This is a genomic window from Nocardia goodfellowii, from assembly GCF_017875645.1.
GTDB lineage: Bacteria > Actinomycetota > Actinomycetes > Mycobacteriales > Mycobacteriaceae > Nocardia > Nocardia goodfellowii.
Window position 1 is genome coordinate 6244913 of the sequence record NZ_JAGGMR010000001.1, and the last position, 16877, is coordinate 6261789.

At 67.1% G+C, this 16877-nt stretch carries 16 protein-coding genes and 1 tRNA gene; 6 read left to right on the forward strand and 11 right to left on the reverse strand.

Annotated elements, in window-relative coordinates; all coding sequences use genetic code 11:
* Nucleotides 1-8: 8 nt before the first annotated feature.
* Genes BJ987_RS28895 through BJ987_RS28910 form a run of 4 tightly spaced genes read right to left on the reverse strand, consistent with a single transcriptional unit; the run spans nucleotide 9 to nucleotide 4192 of the window.
* Entirely contained in the window at nucleotides 9-1340 is a 1332-nt protein-coding gene (locus tag BJ987_RS28895) for an STM4012 family radical SAM protein (RefSeq protein WP_209896083.1), read from the reverse strand.
* The gene (locus tag BJ987_RS28900; protein ID WP_245366176.1) at nucleotides 1337-2158 is read right to left on the reverse strand and encodes an STM4013/SEN3800 family hydrolase; all 822 of its coding nucleotides are present in this window, start codon (nucleotides 2156-2158) and stop codon (nucleotides 1337-1339) included. The genes BJ987_RS28895 and BJ987_RS28900 overlap by 4 nt, the downstream gene beginning before the upstream one ends.
* On the reverse strand, nucleotides 2151-3248 hold the full coding sequence (locus BJ987_RS28905) for an STM4014 family protein (RefSeq protein ID WP_209896085.1): 1098 nt from the start codon (nucleotides 3246-3248) through the stop codon (nucleotides 2151-2153). Before BJ987_RS28905 ends, BJ987_RS28900 begins: the two co-directional genes overlap by 8 nt.
* The gene (locus tag BJ987_RS28910) at nucleotides 3245-4192 is read right to left on the reverse strand and encodes an STM4015 family protein (protein WP_209896087.1); all 948 of its coding nucleotides are present in this window, start codon (nucleotides 4190-4192) and stop codon (nucleotides 3245-3247) included. Before BJ987_RS28910 ends, BJ987_RS28905 begins: the two co-directional genes overlap by 4 nt.
* Before the next feature lie 154 nt (nucleotides 4193-4346).
* On the opposite strand from BJ987_RS28910, the gene BJ987_RS28915 reads away from it, so the two are divergent.
* Together BJ987_RS28915 and BJ987_RS28920 are read left to right on the forward strand one after the other, a co-directional pair.
* Nucleotides 4347-4673 (forward strand): DUF8820 family protein, encoded by a 327-nt coding sequence (locus tag BJ987_RS28915; RefSeq protein ID WP_209896089.1) that lies wholly within the window; start codon nucleotides 4347-4349, stop codon nucleotides 4671-4673.
* A 33-nt stretch (nucleotides 4674-4706) separates the two neighbouring features.
* The gene (locus tag BJ987_RS28920; RefSeq protein WP_209896091.1) at nucleotides 4707-5744 is read left to right on the forward strand and encodes a DUF6745 domain-containing protein; all 1038 of its coding nucleotides are present in this window, start codon (nucleotides 4707-4709) and stop codon (nucleotides 5742-5744) included.
* A 3-nt stretch (nucleotides 5745-5747) separates the two neighbouring features.
* Here the strand turns inward: BJ987_RS28920 and BJ987_RS28925 are convergent, their stop codons facing one another.
* From BJ987_RS28925 to BJ987_RS28935, 3 genes are all read right to left on the reverse strand, one after another.
* Nucleotides 5748-6359 carry a TetR/AcrR family transcriptional regulator gene (locus BJ987_RS28925; RefSeq protein WP_209896093.1) on the reverse strand — a complete coding sequence of 204 codons (612 nt, stop codon included), beginning with the start codon at nucleotides 6357-6359 and terminating at the stop codon, nucleotides 5748-5750.
* Nucleotides 6360-6375: 16 nt separating this feature from the next.
* Nucleotides 6376-7038: an SGNH/GDSL hydrolase family protein gene (locus tag BJ987_RS28930; RefSeq protein ID WP_245366177.1), complete on the reverse strand. Its 663-nt coding sequence runs from the start codon at nucleotides 7036-7038 to the stop codon at nucleotides 6376-6378.
* Nucleotides 7039-7274: 236 nt separating this feature from the next.
* Entirely contained in the window at nucleotides 7275-8171 is an 897-nt protein-coding gene (locus tag BJ987_RS28935) for a LysR family transcriptional regulator (protein WP_209896097.1), read from the reverse strand.
* A 70-nt stretch (nucleotides 8172-8241) separates the two neighbouring features.
* On the opposite strand from BJ987_RS28935, the gene dapA reads away from it, so the two are divergent.
* Nucleotides 8242-9150, forward strand: a complete 909-nt coding sequence (dapA, locus tag BJ987_RS28940; RefSeq protein WP_209896099.1) for a 4-hydroxy-tetrahydrodipicolinate synthase — start codon at nucleotides 8242-8244, stop codon at nucleotides 9148-9150.
* A gap of 16 nt (nucleotides 9151-9166) precedes the next feature.
* On the opposite strand, the gene BJ987_RS28945 is transcribed toward dapA, so the two are convergent.
* Nucleotides 9167-11281: an acyltransferase family protein gene (locus tag BJ987_RS28945; RefSeq protein WP_245366178.1), complete on the reverse strand. Its 2115-nt coding sequence runs from the start codon at nucleotides 11279-11281 to the stop codon at nucleotides 9167-9169.
* Nucleotides 11282-11444: 163 nt separating this feature from the next.
* Nucleotides 11445-12155 (reverse strand): TetR/AcrR family transcriptional regulator, encoded by a 711-nt coding sequence (locus BJ987_RS28950; RefSeq protein WP_209896101.1) that lies wholly within the window; start codon nucleotides 12153-12155, stop codon nucleotides 11445-11447.
* Between the two features lie 55 nt (nucleotides 12156-12210).
* Here BJ987_RS28950 and BJ987_RS28955 point away from each other — a divergent pair, with 55 nt between their 5' ends.
* Together BJ987_RS28955 and BJ987_RS28960 are read left to right on the forward strand one after the other, a co-directional pair.
* Nucleotides 12211-13674, forward strand: a complete 1464-nt coding sequence (locus BJ987_RS28955; RefSeq protein WP_307869789.1) for an MFS transporter — start codon at nucleotides 12211-12213, stop codon at nucleotides 13672-13674.
* An 89-nt stretch (nucleotides 13675-13763) separates the two neighbouring features.
* Nucleotides 13764-13837 (forward strand) — tRNA-Pro (locus BJ987_RS28960).
* 150 nt (nucleotides 13838-13987) lie between these two features.
* On the opposite strand, the gene BJ987_RS38095 is transcribed toward BJ987_RS28960, so the two are convergent.
* Complete coding sequence (locus BJ987_RS38095) at nucleotides 13988-15190, reverse strand: site-specific integrase (RefSeq protein WP_209896104.1); 1203 nt, start codon at nucleotides 15188-15190, stop codon at nucleotides 13988-13990.
* Between the two features lie 183 nt (nucleotides 15191-15373).
* On the reverse strand, nucleotides 15374-15559 hold the full coding sequence (locus tag BJ987_RS28970) for a helix-turn-helix domain-containing protein (protein ID WP_307869790.1): 186 nt from the start codon (nucleotides 15557-15559) through the stop codon (nucleotides 15374-15376).
* A 655-nt stretch (nucleotides 15560-16214) separates the two neighbouring features.
* On the opposite strand from BJ987_RS28970, the gene BJ987_RS28975 reads away from it, so the two are divergent.
* Nucleotides 16215-16571, forward strand: a complete 357-nt coding sequence (locus BJ987_RS28975) for a hypothetical protein (protein ID WP_209896108.1) — start codon at nucleotides 16215-16217, stop codon at nucleotides 16569-16571.
* Nucleotides 16572-16877 lie beyond the last annotated feature (306 nt).

Below are 16877 nucleotides of genomic sequence, written 5' to 3' on the forward strand. Positions count from 1 at the left end.
GGTGCGGCTCATTTCACCTCGTAGGCGGCCATCGCGGCACGCACGGCGGGCGAGAAGAGCCGGGGCCCGAGCGCATCGGAGTAGGCCAAGCCCTCCGGGGTCAGTCGCAGCAACGCCGGTTCCGCGTCTGGGTCGAGCCAGCCCAGTGCCGCGAACTCGTCGAGTTCCGTAGCGAAGTGCGCACTCGGGTGCGCCCCGAACCGTGCTCGGTAGTCACCGACGTCCATCCCCTCGGCTTGTAGCAGCGATTGCAACAGGTGACGCCGCCGAGCCTCGTCCTCGTCGATTCGACGGCCGACTTCGGCGCGCCCGAAATCCGTTGTCCCGGTGTAGCAGTCAATGATGCCGCGCACTTCCCGGGGCGCCACCGCGTAGTCGAACGAATAGTGCAGTCCCGCGGTATAGGAGCGGGCCCCGCTGCCCAGACCGATCATGCCGTCGGTTTGGCAGGCGTAATCGCCGGACCCGGCGCTCGGCGCGTCGAGCCGCCGGAACATGCGCATCGAGGCCTGCTCATAGCCGTGGCCGAGCAGCAGGTCCCGACCGGCGCGGTAGAGCCGCAACCGCTGCTCGTCCCACTCCTCGTCAGCGGCGCCGGCGAGTTTGCCGAGACCCGTCAGCGGCCGCACATACAGCGGGTACAGATAGAGTTCCTCGGGCTGCCAGGCCAGTGCCGCCCGGAGCGAACTACGCCAGGTGTCTTCGGTCTGGCCCTCGATGCCGTAGATCAGGTCGATATTGAGTACCGGGATGCGCGCCGACCGGATGCGTTGCAGTGCGGCCTCCACCTCGCCACGACGCTGTGGCCGCACAGCCGCCTTGGCTTCGCTGTCCACGAAACTCTGCACGCCGATGCTGATCCGGGTCGTGCCGCGCTCGGCCAGCACCGCGAGCCGGTCGGCCGTAGCGGTGGTGGGCGAGGTTTCCACCGACAAGGGGACCGCGCGCAGATCCACACCCATTCGGTGTTCGGCGATATCGCAGAGCCGGGTCAGTTCGCCGGCGGTGAGGTAGGTGGGTGTGCCGCCGCCGAACGCGGCGGCCGCGAAACGAACCGGCCGATCGCCGAGCGCCGCGCGGACCGCGATCGCCTGCCGCTCGAGCGCGTCGAGGTAGCGCAGGGTCAGGTCGTCCGGGGCGCCGATCCGGGTGAACAGATTGCAGAAGCCGCAACGGTATTCGCAGAACGGGATGTGCGCGTAGAGCGAGAGCGCGTCCGTCGGTTCCCGCGCCCAGAGGTCACTGAGCAGCGGCTGGTCGGCGAGCGGGCGGTAAGCCGTCTTGTGCGGGTAGCCGTAGACGTAGCTCTGGTACGGACGGGGCCGGGTCATCGTGGTCATGCGTGCGCCTCTAAGAAGAACTGAGCGTAGGGAACGGTCCACACCGATTCGTGGCCGAGGCGGTGGCCGGTGAACCCGTCCTCGCCGTAGGCGGTGCCGTGATCGGAGCACACGATGGCGAAGCAGCGCCGGCGACTGCTCGCGGCGGCGAACAATCGGCCGATCTCGCGATCGACGTATGCCAAAGCGGCGGCGTGGGTTTCGCGCGTATCGCCGGCTTCCCGCGTCGCACCGGGCAGGTAGAACCAGTTCGGTTGATGCAGCGCGGAGACGTTGACGAAGAGGAAAAGTTTGCGTTCAGGTGGCAAAGCCGCGATGACCTTCTCCGCGCAGTTCACCTGTGCCGCAAAGGAATCCGGGACGGCGACGGAGAACTCCGGCTCCCAGTGACTTTCCTGGAACAAGCCCGGCAGGGCCGAACCCAGCGCCCCGCGCTTGTTGAAGAACCCGACACCGCCGATACACACCGTGCGATACCCCTCGGCGGCCAGCGCGGACACCAGATCCGGGGTGTCGAAGACGAATGTGCGGGCCGCTGTGGTCTCACTGCCTTCGAACCTGGCCGCGAACAATCGCGGATGCGGACCCGGTTCGGCGGGTGTCGGCAGGAAACCCGCGAACATCGCCTGGTGTGAGGCGTAGGTGAAACTGCCTGGCGCGTGGCGTTTCTCCCACCGGCCCGCCGGGAGATGGCGGGCCAGATTCGGTAGCCGGCCCGCGGCAACGAGTTCGGCGGCCACGTCGAAACGCAAGGTGTCGAGGGTGACGAGCAGCAGGTCGTCGTGCCCGACCACCTCGTTCATATCGGGATCAGGCATCGACTTCGCTCCTTGTGCGGCGCAGGATCGCGGCGACCTGCGCGTCGTAGGCATCGCCGGATTCGGCTCCGCTGCCCGGGAATCCGAGCAGACCGGGCAGCAGATCACCGAACGCGTTGACCTCGCCGACGGCGAAGCGCCGCCAGCCGGGCGCGGGCAGCAGGTCCACACCCACCCGGGAGAAACCCGGGAAACAGGCCGCCGCGCGCTCGCAGATCGCGAGCGCCTCCGGCCAGTTGCCGCCGATGGCCGCGCGGGCTACGGCCAGATCGCCACGTGCGCCGCCGAGATGCAGGTTCGTCATCGGCCATCGGCTCGTGCGGACCACGGCATGGGTAGCGCGGCCGTCCACCACGACGACGCGCAGGTCGGCGGTGCGGCCGTGCAGCGCGGCCTTGGGCAGCCAGCGTTCGATGTGCAGGCCGTCCGGGGCCAGCGCGTCGACGATCGCACCGACCTCCGCCTCGCTGCTGTAGGTGGCGACGCGCAGCGAATTGAACAGCCCGCCGCGCGGATCGCGCCGGACCGAGGTGGTCGCGCGGATCCGTCCGCCGCTCGCCGTCGCGATGGCCAGCACACCCGAAGCCGAGGAGCCGTGCGCGAGTTTGACGAACACGCGCGCCAAACCGGCGTCGGCCATCAGGGTGCGCACGTCCACCCAGCCCCGGACTCGCGGCGCATCCCTGCCCGAGGTCGGTGCGGCGGGCACGGGGACATCCGCGTCCGACAGCACACCGTGACATAGCCGCTTGTCGAAGAGCACCGCGAGATCTTCCGGGTCATCAAGCAGCCGGACCCCCGCGGGCAGCCCGCGCGCGGCCGCGAGGAAGCGTTGATACCAGAGCGCCGAACCCTCCACCCGCGTCGGATCCTCGGCATCCCGCAGGATCCGCTCGACCCGCGGATCCTCGCCCGGTGAATCGAGCCGTACCAGCTCACCACGGTGGAACTCGGCACGCCCTTCGAGCACGTCGAGCCACGACACCACCCGTGCCGCCGGAATCCCGGCCCGGCGCAAGGCATCCTGGAACCCGGTGACGCGCCGATTCCCCGGAATCCCGACGATGGTGAGCGCGGGACCGGTGCTCACTCCCCGACCGCGACATAGCGCCACTCCCGATCGTCATCGACCTCGGCTTCCTCCTCCTCGGAGAGGATCACCGACACCCCGAACGGTTCCAGCGCCGCGGTCAGTCGCTTGCTCAGCGCCGAGCTGATGAAATGGTGATGCAGATCGAGGGTCTGCAGATGGGTGAGCGGCTGGCCCTCGAGCAGCGCCGCGGCGCCCTCGTCACCGAGTGTGCCCATAGACAAATCCAGGGTGGTCAGGCGCGCCACCACCGGTGCCGAGGCAATCGCCAGGGCGATCTGATCCTGAATCTCGCTGTTGCGCAAGCCGAGATGCTTCAGCGCCGGGAAGCGGGTACCGGACAGGATCGGTTCCAGATCACTGATCTCCACGGTGGCGCCGTACTCGGAGGTGCCGAGCCAGAGATCCAGACGCTCCAGCGCCGGCAGGTCGCTCGCGGCGACGGCCCGGACCAGTTCCACGTCCAGGCCGCCGGTCTGCACCGACAGCGAGCGCAACGCGGCGTGTTCGATCGGCCGCAGTCGCATGTTCTCGCCACCGCGGAAACCGAACTCCCGCAATGTCGGGAAGGCTTCGAGCAATGGGGTGACGTCGGACTGGTGAATCCAGGAGCACTCGTTCTCGTCGTAGGTGATATCGCCGACGAACAGCGCGCGCAGGGCGGGCAGCCGATCCTTGGCCGCGACGAGCGCGGAGACCACCGGCTCGGAATCCTCGTCACCCTCGCCCCAGACGCCGACGACGATGGCGCGCACCGCGGTGCTGTCGACCGTCTCCAGGAAGCGGGTGAACGCGTCCGCCCACGTCTCCTTGCTGTCCCACGGTTCGATGGCGACGCGCCACGCCACGCCGTCCGCCTCGGGCAACGCCTGCGTTGTGGCGCTATCGGGGAATTCGACCACGGGTAGCCCGTGGAAACTCTCCATGTGGTCGGAAATGGCCATGCTGCGGGCTCCCCAAGAGTGTGCGATCCGATGTGCCAGCAAGTTCTACCAGGAGCGCCCGACAGCCGCGCGGGCCACCGTGAATTGTCGTACCCCACCGCTACTTTCACAGGTGGGAGCGGCGCACGAGGTGCCGGTTCGGAGGGAGAGAGCCATGTTCCGACAGGGTGATGTGCTGATCATGCCGATCACGGAGGAGGCCGTGCCGGAGCGCTTCCGGGAGGCCGCGGGCGAACCACGCGATGGGCGCGGCCGCATGGTGCTGGCACTGGGCGAGGTCACCGGCCACGCGCACGCCTTGCACGCGCCCGGCCGGCTGATCCGGACCGCCGGGCCGACTGCGCCGAAGCTGTTGCATCTGCCCGAGGGCGGTCGGCTGGTGCACGAGGAACATGCGCCGATCCCGCTGCCGAAAGGCTGGTACCGGGTCATCCGCCAGCGCGAGTACGTGCCCGGTTCGGTGCGCATCATCGCCGACTGAACTACCCACACCTCAATCACAGAGCGGATTTTCATGCACACCCTCGAGAACTGGCGCACCGTCGCGACCGCTACCGGACGGGCCGATCGGCCCGCCGCCGAAGCCGGAGTGCGGCGCGCCTACACCGACGCCGGGCTGGCCGAGCCCGCCCGGATCATCTGGGCCGATTCGCCGGTGGCGGGCATCGCCGCGGTGCGGGCACTGGAAGCCCCGGGCCGCGCCGTGCGCGAGACCGTCCGCACGGTGCCCTGGGCCCTCGAACGCCAGCGGCTGTTCGCCGAGTTGGGCGCCGACGGATGGAATGAACTCTGGCAGGCGACCGGCGCGCAACTGTGGGATTCCACCCGCGCCCTGGCCGAGCGGATCCGCACCGGCGTGGTGGACGATCTGGTCGAATCGGCGGGGCCAGCGGCGGATGAGCGGCTGAGCCCCGCCCGCGCCGCCGCCGAACGCGAGATTCGCGTACTCCTGCTCGATGCCGTACTCGGACAGCACGACGCGCCGTGGCTGGCCGCGTTCGGCGAGTCCGAGCGGTTGACCGGCTTGGCCGAGGTCGCACGCAACGCGGGCTGGTGGTGGCCGTTCGAGCACGCGGTCGTGCTGTGCGAACGCCCGCTGCACCTGGAGCGCGACGAGGCCGGCCGATTGCACTGCGGCGACGGGCCGGCCCTGATCTTCCCCGATGGTTTCGCGCTGTACTCCTGGGGTGGAATGCCCGTGCCCGCAACATTTCTCAGCGAATTGAGCGATCTGACCCCGGCCCGTATCCGCGCTGAGGACAATGCGGAATTGCGCCGCGTCATGCTCGAATTCTTCGGCTACGAACGGTATCTCGCGGAATCGAATGCTCAGCCCGTGCACCGGGACGAAACCGGAATCCTGTGGCGGATACCGCTGCCCGACGATGAGGATGTGGTCATGGTGGAGGTCGTCAACTCCACCGCGGAGCCGGACGGTACCTTCCACACCTACTGGCTGCGTGTCCCGCCCGGCACCCGGACCGCCAAGGAGGGCGTCGCCTGGACCTTCGAACTGGATGCGGCCGACTACCAGCCACTCCGGCAGACCTGAGGATCAGGCGAGGAAACTCTCGACGCTGCGGCGAATCCTGTCCACCGCCGCCGGGTCACCGCACCGCATCGCGGTGTTCGCCGAACTCAGTACGGCGTCGATCTGGAAAGCGACCAGATCGGCGTCGAGCGCGCCGATCTCACCCGCGGCCGCCGCGTGCCGGAGTTCGTCCGCGAGCGCCGCGAGCCACTCCCCCTTCGCGGCGACGAGAGCGTCGCGGATCGGTCCCGGCACGCTGTCGAACTCCGCCAGCGTGGCGGTCCAGAAACAGCCGCCCGCGAACAACGGCGTCGCGGAGTAGACGATCCATCGTTCGACAATCTCTCGAAGCCGCGGCAGCCCATGGGGTTTCGGCCCGGCCGGTCGGATGACAGCATCGATGAACAGGCGGCGCGCCTGGTCGATGGTCGCCAGCTGCAATGCCTCTTTGGTACGGAACAGCGTCTGAATACCGGCTTTGCTGAGGCCGGTATCGGTCGCGAGCCGCCCGAAGCTCAAGCCGCCGAGACCTTCCAGCGAAGCGAGATCGACAGCCTGGCGGAGCACCAGCTGCCGGGTTTTCGCACCACGCAGCAGCCGCTTGTCGGTGATCTGCGCATCCCCCGCACTCTGCATGCGGTCGATCGTACTCTCACCGCGGCCGCGCCGGACTGAGCCGATGCGCCAGCTGCTTCACGAACTCGGTGGTGATCACCGCCTGCCCCGAGGTCGAGAAGTGAATTCCATCGGCGCTGAGCAGATTCGGCCGGTTGTTGAGATCGTGATCCCAGAAGTCGGTGAGCACCGCGTCGAACTCCCCCGCCAAACGCCGGGTGATGTCGTTGAGCCGGCTGAGCCGGTCGGTCCAATCCGCGAAAACCGGCACCACATACGCCCGCCCCAGCGTGAAAACAGTCAGCTGCGCCCCCGTCCGCGCGGCGAGCTCATACATCCGCCGCAACTCCCGCTCGATCTCGCCGAAGTCCGGATCGCGCCGGACAATATCGTTCGCACCCGAATTCAGGTGCAGCAGATCAGGCCGAAACCCACGCATCCGATCGAACTGCTCGGCAATCACCTCGGGCGTCTTCGCACCGACCCGCGCGGTGTTCAGATACGCGAGATCCGGGCGCACGCTGCGCAGGATCCTTTCGAACCGATCACACCACCCCAGCGGCAGGTAGCCCGGCGTGGGATCGCCGGTACCGGCCGAGAGGCTGTCACCCAGCACACCGAACCGCTGCCACGGCGCGTCGTAGAGCAGCGCCGCCGCATCGATGGGTGACAGGCAGAAGGGGTCCGTTTCCTCCGTCATCGGAGGCATCGTCGCAGTCATAATGTAAACATACGGTCGACCGCATACTGTTTGCAAGGTTCGTTATCCGGACGAGCGGCCCCGGACCAGGCGGGCGAACCACCCACGGCTCGCACACAACATCGGGCACCTTCCGTTATTCGCGCCGTGCGAAATTCGGCTACAACCGCACGCAGCGCCGAACCCACCCCACCACGCCTAAAACCCCCACGCCACCGGACACACCTGGTCCCTGGTCAACTCCCGGCTTCACTTCGCCGGGATGGCAATTCGGCCACCGCCGCATGCAACGCCGAGCGCACCGCGACCACTGCGGGCGAACCACCCATGCCCCGCGGATACGCGACCGAGGTCCTGCGGCGGGCGGGCAGTGCCGTCAACACCAGGTCCGCGGGCGGTGCCGTGACACCGAGTTCGGGCACGAGCGCAACTCCCTGCCCGGCCGCCACGAGAGCCAGCACCGTGCCGAAATCGTCGGCGTGGTGGCGGATTCGTGGGTGGAAACCGGCGGCTTCGCAGATCCGGATCGTCATCGTGTGGCACAAGGTGCCGGGCGTGCCCGCGATCCAGGCCGCGTCGCGGCGGGCGGCCAGCGGTTCGACCGTGTCGGCGGCCAGATAGATCGTTTCTTCGAGCAGGGGCTCGGTGTCGATGGCCGGGTCGGGTGCGGCGGGGACATAGTCGTATTCCTGGACCAAGGCGACATCCAGTGTCTCGGCCCGCAAAGCCTGTGGCACTGTCGCCGGGTCGACCTCGGCCACCGTCAGTTCCAGCTTCGGGTACTCCCGGCTCAGCGCCACCAGCGCAGGCGACACGATCGTCGGAACCGCCGACGGAAACGCCCCGATTCGCAACGGCCCGGCGAGTTCGGCTCGACCAGCGGCCAACTCGGCCTCGGCGCGAGCCAGCGCCGCGAAAATCGTCTCGGCATGCTCGACCAGCGTGCGCGCGGCGGGTGTCAGCTGCACCCGGCGACCGGTCCGCTCCAGCAGCACCGCACCGGTTTCCCGTTCCAGCGCGGCCAACTGTTGAGACACCGCGGACGGGGTGTAGGAGAGCGCTTCGGCGACCGCGGCGATGGTTTTCCGATGCGACAGTTCCCGCAGTAGTCGCAACCTTCTGACGTCGAGCATAAGCTCAGCTTAAGCTCACGTGTAGAAACGTGAACTGGACCTGACGAAACAGCCGAAGCAGGCTGGAATCATGACTTTCACCGGCCTGTTCGTCCCCCTCGTCACCCCGTTCACCGCGGGCGACGACATCGCCACCGATGCCCTGGAAGGTCTCGCGCACTCGGCTCTCGACGGCGGCGCGACCGGCCTCGTCGCCCTGGGCACCACCGCCGAAGCCGCGACCTTGACCACCGCCGAACAGCAGCTGGTTCTGGAGATCTGCGCCCGCGTCTGCTTGGAGCGTGATGCCGCGTTGATCGTCGGCGCGGGATCGAACTCGACCGCCGCGTCTGCCGATTCCCTTGCCGCCCTGCGAGCACCTGTCGCCGCCGCGCTCACCGTCGTCCCGTACTACACGCGCCCGTCCGAAGCCGGCGTCCTCGCCCACTTCCGCCGCCTCGCCGCCACCAGTCCCGTCCCGCTCATCGTCTACAACGTCCCGCACCGCACCGGCCGCACGCTCGGTGCGAACACGCTGCACGAGCTCGCCCGAATCCCGAACATAGCGGGCTTCAAACACGCCATCGGCGGCATCGACGACGCCACCGTCACCTTCATGAGCACCCTCCCACCCGCCGTCGACGTGCTCGCCGGCGACGACCTGCATGCCGCCGCGCTACTCGCCCTCGGCGCCTCCGGCGGCATCCTCGCCTCCGCCAACGTCGCTCCCACCGCCTACACCCGCCTGATATCCGCTTGGCGCACCGGCACAGTGGCCGAAGCCCGTGCGCACGCCCACCGCCTCGCCGCCCTGTCCGCGGCCTTGTTCGCCGAGCCCAACCCCACCGTCATCAAGGCCGTACTGGCGGCTCGCGGCCGGATCCCCACTCCCGCCGTCCGTCTCCCCCTCCTGCCGGCAGCCGAATCCACCACCGCCGCCGCCCTGGATGCCCTGGACCGCTGCGACGATTTCGTTCCGCTGGCAGCGTCCTTCCGATGACGACAGCGCTCGGCGCTCACCACCACTGTGTGATGGCACCGATCTGCCGCCCCAACTCCGGCGCGAGGGTGCGGGCGTAACTGGCGGAGATGTGGTGTTCGTCGCGATAGACGAGGACGTTCCCTTCGGCGGCGAGACAGCGGTCGGGGCGGCAGATGGCATCGGTGAGGTCGAAGGGGAAGACGTTGGGATAGGCGGAAGCGGGCTGGGTGGCGGGGTTTTCGGAGGTAAGAGCCGCGGCACGGTCGATGCCGCAGCTGTAGGCGGTGCCACGGTGGGCCAGGCAGTCAAGGGCCCGGTAGGTGACGCCGTCGCGGCGCGGCCACGGGGTGTCGCGGACGGCGAGGACGTTGAGGCCCCGGTCCGACAGTGCCGACCAGATATCGAGGTATTCGGGCGGCACGGTGTCGCCGCCGTCGTCGGTTCGCGGGCGGGTTGCGGTGAGGAACACCCAGTCCGGACGCTGGCCGGCGAGCCGGTCGAGAACCTCGACGGACCATTCGCGGCATTCCGGGAACGGCGCGACAGCGTAGGAAGGTTCGTCGACCAGGGTCAGCGGGCAGCCCTCCTTGAGAAAGGTCACAATGCGGAATCGGTGTTCGGCGGCAAGGACTTCCAGCGCGGGCAGCCAATGTTCGGAGTGCGATCCACCGACCAAAGCGATGGTGCGGGCGGCGCTTTCGTCACCGTAGCGGCATTCACGGACCTCGCGGTTCGGCGTGATGCAGCCGTCGGACGTCGGGCGGGGCGCGTCCTGCTGCGCTTCGAAGACGGTGGGCCGCATCCGCTCGGGTTCGGCCACCGTCCCCGCGAAAAGCACGGCCGCACCCGGATATCGGACGACATCCAACGCCTCCGGCGCATGCGCGGGATTGGCCCGCAACACCGCCTGCCAGCCCAGCGCCGCGACGAGCACGCCGACTCCGGCCAGCGCCGTCACCAGTCCGACGCCACGCCGATACCGCACGCCCCCGGCGTACCGTCGTTGCCGCAGTGGCACTTCCACGCACCGCTCGGTCAGCACCGCCAGCACCAGGGAGATGCCGAGCACCAGCAAGCCCCCGCGCAGACCGGGCGTCACCTTGCCGTATTCGGCCAGATAAAAGATCAGCACCGGCCAATGCCACAGGTACAGCGCATAAGCCAGCCCACCCAGCCGTACCAGCGCCGGCGTGGCCAGCAGCCGGTTCACCCAGGGCGTCGACCCCATGCCCGAAATGATCAACGCCACCGCCGCCAGCACCGGGAACAGCGCGGCGGGCCCCGGAAATCGGGTGGCCCCGTCGATCAGCATGCCGCACGAAATCACCATGGCGAGACCAGCGATCGCCACTACCGCCCGCACCGAATGCGGGACCTTGATCCATGGCGCCGCCACCGCGAGCGCGGCACCGGCCAGCAGTTCCCACGCGCGCGCACCAGTGTCGTAGTAGGTCCAAGCCTGATGCTGGGCAGCACCCTCGGCGGCATACCAGAACGACGCCGCGCCCGCCCCGATCAGCCCCGCCAGCAACAGCATTCGCTGTCCGGAGCGCCGCACCCACACCGCGACGACCAGCAGGATCACGAGATAGAACTGCGTCTGCACGGCCATCGACCAAAGGTGCTGCAGCGGACTGACCGACGGATCCGGGGCCAGGTAGTCCAGCTCCGCACCCGCCAGGAACCAGTTCTGGTAATACAACGCCGAGGCCAGCGTCTGCGCCGAGATGTCACCCCACTGCGTGTAAGGGCGGGCGATCACCGTCGCACCGAGCACCGCCGCCAGCACCACCATGAGCGCGGGCAGCAGCCGACGTCCGGTACGCAGCATCGTCCGCTTGATGTCGCTGCGGCGCAGCAGCATTCCGGTGAAGAAGAACCCTGACAGCACCAGGAACACGTCCACGCCTCCGGACACCCGGCCCATCCAGACGTGGAAGACCACGACCAGCGCGATCGCCAGCCCGCGCAGTCCGTCCAGATCGTGCCGATATTCCGGTGCCGCAGCGGAATTCGTGCCCCGTCGCGCGGACTCCATCCGGCGCGGTATCCGCGGCATCACCATGCGGGTCCACCGTCCACGGCGGACATCGTCGTTCTTCGCGAGAGCACCGTCCAACTCCTCATGCCAACCGTCCCCGACCCGCATTCCGGGCAGGGTTTCGACCAGACTTCCGAGCGCGCTACTTCGAACAGATAACGATAGCCCCGGAGTTGCCGGAGTTAGATTAGGTGCAAGATCTCCAGGACTCCAACATTGTCCTCATCCCGGGACGTTCAGTCGGCGATAAGCCGGTATGTCCGATTACCGCTCAGAGTTCGTGCGCTTTGCGCAACCGCGCTTCCAGCCCGTCCAGTACGCACAGCAGACCGAAGTCGAACGCCATCGCGCGGGCCGCGGTCGCGTCCATATCCACCTGTGACCGGTAGTCGGCCAGCATCTCGGGATATTCCCCGGCCAGCTCGTCCATCCGCGCCAGGATCCCCGCGGGATCCATGGTTTCACCGCCGTAAGCCCTGGTGAACGCCACATCCGGAATGACCTGTCCGAGCACGAAGCACATCACCGTGCCGCTGGCCATGTAGATGTCGACGCCGCTGAATCCCGCCTGGACGAACGCTCGCCGCAACCGGTCGTTGAGCCGGAACGCGTTGGGTCCGAGGCTCGGAACCGCACCGATCACCTCCGTCGACCACGGATGGGCGTAGAGCGCCGCCCGCAAGTTGTAGCCGAAGGTGGTCAGCAATTCCCGCCAGGACAATTCCTCGGGCTCCGGCGTCTCCACCATGCCCCAGAACTCGTCCAGCACCAGCTCGAGCAACTGATCCTTGTTGGCGACATACCAGTAGAGACTGGTCGCCCCCGCCCCCAGCTTCGCACCGAGCTTGCGCATGCTCAGCGCACGCGTGCCCTCCGCGTCGAGGAGGTCCACGGCCGCGCGGACGATCTGGTCGCGGCCCAGCCCCGCCGCCTTCGCGGGACGGGGTTCGCGGGTGAAGACCGACGAGAACTGTTTGCTCACGGTACGGATCCTATATCGACTCGCACGCTGTTCGAGTTTGTCGTACAGTGTGCGAGTGGAATCGAACACTGTACGAGACCCCCGTCGCTGGTGGGTCCTCGGCGTCCTCTGTCTGTCCCTACTCGTCCTGATGATCGACGGCACCGTCCTCAACCTGGCCATCCCCTCGATGATCCAGGAACTCGGCGCGACCCCGTCCGACATCCAGTGGATCCTCGACGCCTACGTGCTGGTGTTCGCCGGTCTACTGCTCACCGCGGGCAGCCTGTCCGACCGCTTCGGCCGCAGGAAAATGCTCATCATCGGCCTGACCCTGTTCGGCCTGGCCTCCCTCGGCGCCGTCCTGGCCACCGACCCCTGGCAGGTCGTCGGCGCCCGCGCGGCCATGGGCATCGGCGGCGCACTGCTCATGCCGTCCACCCTGTCCATCCTCATGACCACCTTCGAGGAGGACGAACGGCGCACCGCGATGGCCGCCTGGTCCACCGTCTCCATGGTCGGCATCGTCCTCGGCCCGACGCTGGGCGGCTTTCTGCTGCAACACTATTGGTGGGGATCGGTGTTCCTGGTCAACATCCCCGTCGCCATCCTCGCCGTCGCCGCGGCCTACGTCCTCATGCCCGAAACCTACGGCGACCAGCGCCCCGTCGATCCCGTCGGCGTCATCCTGTCCATCGTGGCCCTCACCTCCGCCATCTGGGTGATCATCGAACGCGAATGGAACATTCCCGTGATCGCCCTCGCCGTCGTCGCCGCAGCCGGCTTCATCGTGTGGGAGAAACGCAGCGAGCACCCGATGCTCCCGCTCGGCGTGTTCCGCAACCGCGACTTCAGCGGCACCGCCGCCACCCTGCTGCTCATGGTGTTCGGCATGGGCGCCGTCATGCTCATGCTCACCCAGTACCTGCAGTTCGTCCTCGGCTACGGCCCCATGAAAGCCGGCCTCGCCCTGCTCCCCTACGCCGTGGCGGCCGCCGTCTGCAACGGTCTGGGCGCCACCCTCGGCAAGAAACTCAGCAACAAGACACTCATCGTCTCCGGCCTCGTCGTCATGTCCCTGGCTTTCGTCATCCTCGCCCTCAGCGAGAGCTACCTGATGATCCTGGTCAGCATGCTCGTCATGGGCGTCGGCGGCGGCCTCGCCGGCCCCGCCGCCTACGCCTCCATCATGAACGCCATCCCCCTGGAACACGCCGGCGTCGGCTCCGCGATGAACGACACCCTCCAACAAGTCGGCATGGCCATCTCCATCGCCCTCCTCGGCAGCGTCCTGGCAAGCGTCTTCACCGACCACATGCCCACCGACGCCCCCGAAGCCGCCCGCGAATCCATCGGCAGCGCTTTCCAACTCGGCTACATCGAATCCGCAAAGGAAGCGTTCACCACCGCAATGGCCTACGGCTCCTGGATCAGCGCCGGCTTCAGCATCGCCGCGGCAATGCTCGGCCTGGTCCTGCTACGCACCAAACCGACCACAGCCCCCGAACCCGCCAAAGACGAGGCCCCCCTCCCCCTCTAACCCCCCGACACCCCCGCCGGAACCAGGCGATTTGGTTCCGACGGGGGGTAGTGCGCTAATCTCTTCAAGCACCCGCTGAGCGGGGGCAACGGGCTGTGGCGCAGCTTGGTAGCGCACCTGACTGGGGGTCAGGTGGTCGCAGGTTCAAATCCTGTCAGCCCGACAGTAGAAACCCTCTCCGACCTCGGTCGGAGAGGGTTTCAGTCTTTCAGAGATCGGCCCGGAATTGAGCTGATCCCACAGAAACACCACACTTTTACGCCACCGATCCAGTGGCCCAGCGCTCCAGGACGGCCCGGTTGTCGGGGACGGTCTAGGGGATGTCGATGTAGTGGCGCTTGGCCACCGCGGTCGTGTTACCCAGCTGCCGTGCCGCCCGCTCGGGATCGTCGAAGGCTTGATCGACTTCGGTCGCGACACCTTTGCGGAATGTGCGCGGGGTGACCCAGGCGAACTCGGTGCCCCGCGCCGCGCGCCAGGTCCGGCCGAAGTTGTTGGGGCTGCGGAAGGTGCCCTTGCGGGAGGGGAACAGCAGCCCGTGCGGGTTCGGCTGACCGGGTCCTTCGAGGTATTTGATCGCTTCGCGTAGCGCCTCGACGGTGTGGGCCGGCAACAGGATTCGCCGCCAGCCGTTCTCGGACTTGGGCGCGGGCTTGCGGGTCCAGCCGCCGGTGCCTTTGCCCTTGGATTCGACCAGGGTTCCGGTGATATCCAGATACGGGTCATCGGCGTCGAGATTGATGTCGTCGAGTAGCAGCGCGAACACCTCGTAGGGGCGCATGCCGGTTCCGGTGATCACGTCGATCACCCACACGAGCGACCAGTCCCGGGGCGGCCCGCTGGTGTAGGCCGGAGTCCCGGGGATCGCCTCTCCGCGTGCCCAGGCACGTACCTGGGCACGGAAGGCGGGCAGTGCCTGCTGGTCCTGGACCTTGCCGCGGGATTGGGTCGTGCGCTTCCTGAATGCCTTGACCCCGTCGACGGGATTGGTCTCGATGGCGCCGTGGCGCACGGCAATTCCCATCATCTCGTTGAGGATGATCTTGTGCTGCTTGGCCTTGCGGCGCAGGCCTTTACCGACCATGCGGCGCAGGTGTCGATCCAGCTCACCAGCGCTGGCCTGCCAGATCTGCAGGTTCCCGATCGAGTTCTCGATCTTGATCGTGTTCGGGTCCGCGCGCTTGTCGGTCGAGACGTAGATCTCGCGGCGGTAGTCCTCGATGTTGCCCTCGGAATAGGCGTCGTCGTCGCCCATTTCGCACAGCAACTCAGCGGCCAGGTCGATCAGCTTGGTGGTGCGCGTGATCCGCCGTGCACCGCGCTGGTCGTGGTGATCGCGCATGGCTTCAGCGAGCCGATTGGCGGCCTCACCGGGACTGCTGCCGTAGCGCTCGATCAGGGTCGGTCCGGCAGCTCCGTAGAAGCGCACCGTGGTGCGCCAGCTGCCGTTGGGCTGCTTCTTGGGTTTGGAGGCCTTCCCGAAGGTGCCCACAGGCTTGGGGAGCCGTCCCACCACTGCCGACCTCCTTCCTCCATCACCCGACGCACAGACCGCACGTCCCGCCCTGTGGCTAACCGTTGGATATCCAAGCGCCGTCGAGTTTTAGAGATCAGAAGCACAATCACAAGAGCCGAAGATTCGCTAGGCGATTGCTGTCATGCTGGGCATCGAACTGGGGATTCGACGGCGCGGGGCTGGTTACGCCTCGCCGAGAATTTGTTCCTCCCAGGCCAGGAGACCTTTCATGGGATAGCGCCGGTAGCGACCCATCCGAGCGAACGGCGGCCCCTTCCCTTCCGAGGCCCACGCCGCCAAGGTCTTCTTCTCGATCTTCAGCCGAGCCGACACCTCGTCGGTGGTCAGCCAGACTTCCTCATCGCTCACCACCGACGCCGGCCACAGCGCCGCAAATATATTGAGCCGGAGCGAGACCCCGGAGGCATCGCCTCGCAACGGGGTGTCTCATACAGGAACATCAGAGCTCGATTCACGAGCCGATCCGCATGCCGCTCCCCTACTCCATTAGAACCTCGACTTCGCCTCGGCGCCACATCCGAGCGGCCGCCGAGGTCAGAAGCCGTCGACAGGGCCTATCCGGACTCGCGAATCGGACAGAGCATTTAGTCCTCAATGCCTTTGTCCGCGAATGCTTTCGCCAGGCCAAGACGTCGCCCGCGACTGCTGATCACTTCGGCACCGTCATGGAAGGTATTTCCTCATTGCGATAGTCGGCAGCGATTACCGCCGCCTGACCGTGCTGCCGCATACGGGGTTTCGGTTGCAGATGCAATTCATACTTAGATGCGCACATCTCATTATTGAGATGTTATTCGCGCTCTGTTTGGCTGCGACCGATGAGCAATCAGGCCCGACGGGTCTAGCTTTCGTACGAGGCGCTCACACACCAAACGCTGGCGTGGATGCCACTTCTCCGTGCGCATGTCCCCTCTCGCGCACAAAAATGTGGCATATGTGCCACTTTTGACGGGACTGTGTTCGAGTGCTCTCGCACACAGGAGGTCACCAGTGGCTTTACCTCATGAACTGCTCGATTCTTGGCGTATACGCCAACTTCAGGAGTGCGGGTTCGGCGGCGGTGGTCGCGTTGATCGAACCGCTGATCCCGCCGCAGGCGCCGTTGCAGGAACTGCTGCACGGCCCTGCACCGACACCACACGCCGTCCGTATCGCCGATCCCGATGTCGTTTACGGCATGTCCACCATCGGCGACGGCGGCCGGATTCTCGACAAGCTGCTGACCGCGGAACTGGGCTGGAATCCCGGACTGCGTTTGCGCATCGAAGCCGACGAACACGACCTGCTCATCGTGTGGCCCTGCGCCGAGGGCAGCACGGTCCTCAGCCCCTCGCTCCACATCACATGGGTCTGGGGGTAGCCGCGTGCAGCTTGTGCGCGCGTGGATCCGGACACCCTCGGTATCGACCTCGTGGGTCGTGAAATGGTGAACCGACAGGCGACCTCCTCTTGAGTGCGGCCGGTCTCGGGGGAAGCAGAAATTGGCGAGCTTCCACAAGGCGAACCAGTCGTGGAATCGAAACATGCTGTCATGTACCGATTCCGCAATGAACCATCGCGTCGCATTCGGAAGACGTTGTGCCAAGTCGGGAGGTGGCTGCAGGTCCTCGGCTGGCCCTGAGCGCCCACTTACCCATCCGAACGAGCAGTTCCCCGATCCCGCTAA

Excerpts from the sequence above, each read along its gene's own strand:
- BJ987_RS28920 (WP_209896091.1), top strand. The coding sequence starts at position 4,707 with ATGCACACCCTCGAGAACTGGCGCACCGTCGCGACCGCTACCGGACGG.
- BJ987_RS28925 (WP_209896093.1), bottom strand. The coding sequence starts at position 6,359 with ATGCAGAGTGCGGGGGATGCGCAGATCACCGACAAGCGGCTGCTGCGT.
- BJ987_RS28975 (WP_209896108.1), top strand. The coding sequence starts at position 16,215 with ATGAACTGCTCGATTCTTGGCGTATACGCCAACTTCAGGAGTGCGGGT.
- BJ987_RS28945 (WP_245366178.1), bottom strand. The coding sequence starts at position 11,281 with ATGCGGGTCGGGGACGGTTGGCATGAGGAGTTGGACGGTGCTCTCGCG.
- BJ987_RS28930 (WP_245366177.1), bottom strand. The coding sequence starts at position 7,038 with ATGACGGAGGAAACGGACCCCTTCTGCCTGTCACCCATCGATGCGGCG.
- BJ987_RS28915 (WP_209896089.1), top strand. The coding sequence starts at position 4,347 with ATGTTCCGACAGGGTGATGTGCTGATCATGCCGATCACGGAGGAGGCC.
- BJ987_RS28935 (WP_209896097.1), bottom strand. The coding sequence starts at position 8,171 with ATGCTCGACGTCAGAAGGTTGCGACTACTGCGGGAACTGTCGCATCGG.
- BJ987_RS28910 (WP_209896087.1), bottom strand. The coding sequence starts at position 4,192 with ATGGCCATTTCCGACCACATGGAGAGTTTCCACGGGCTACCCGTGGTC.
- BJ987_RS28900 (WP_245366176.1), bottom strand. The coding sequence starts at position 2,158 with ATGCCTGATCCCGATATGAACGAGGTGGTCGGGCACGACGACCTGCTG.
- dapA (WP_209896099.1), top strand. The coding sequence starts at position 8,242 with ATGACTTTCACCGGCCTGTTCGTCCCCCTCGTCACCCCGTTCACCGCG.
- BJ987_RS28895 (WP_209896083.1), bottom strand. The coding sequence starts at position 1,340 with ATGACCACGATGACCCGGCCCCGTCCGTACCAGAGCTACGTCTACGGC.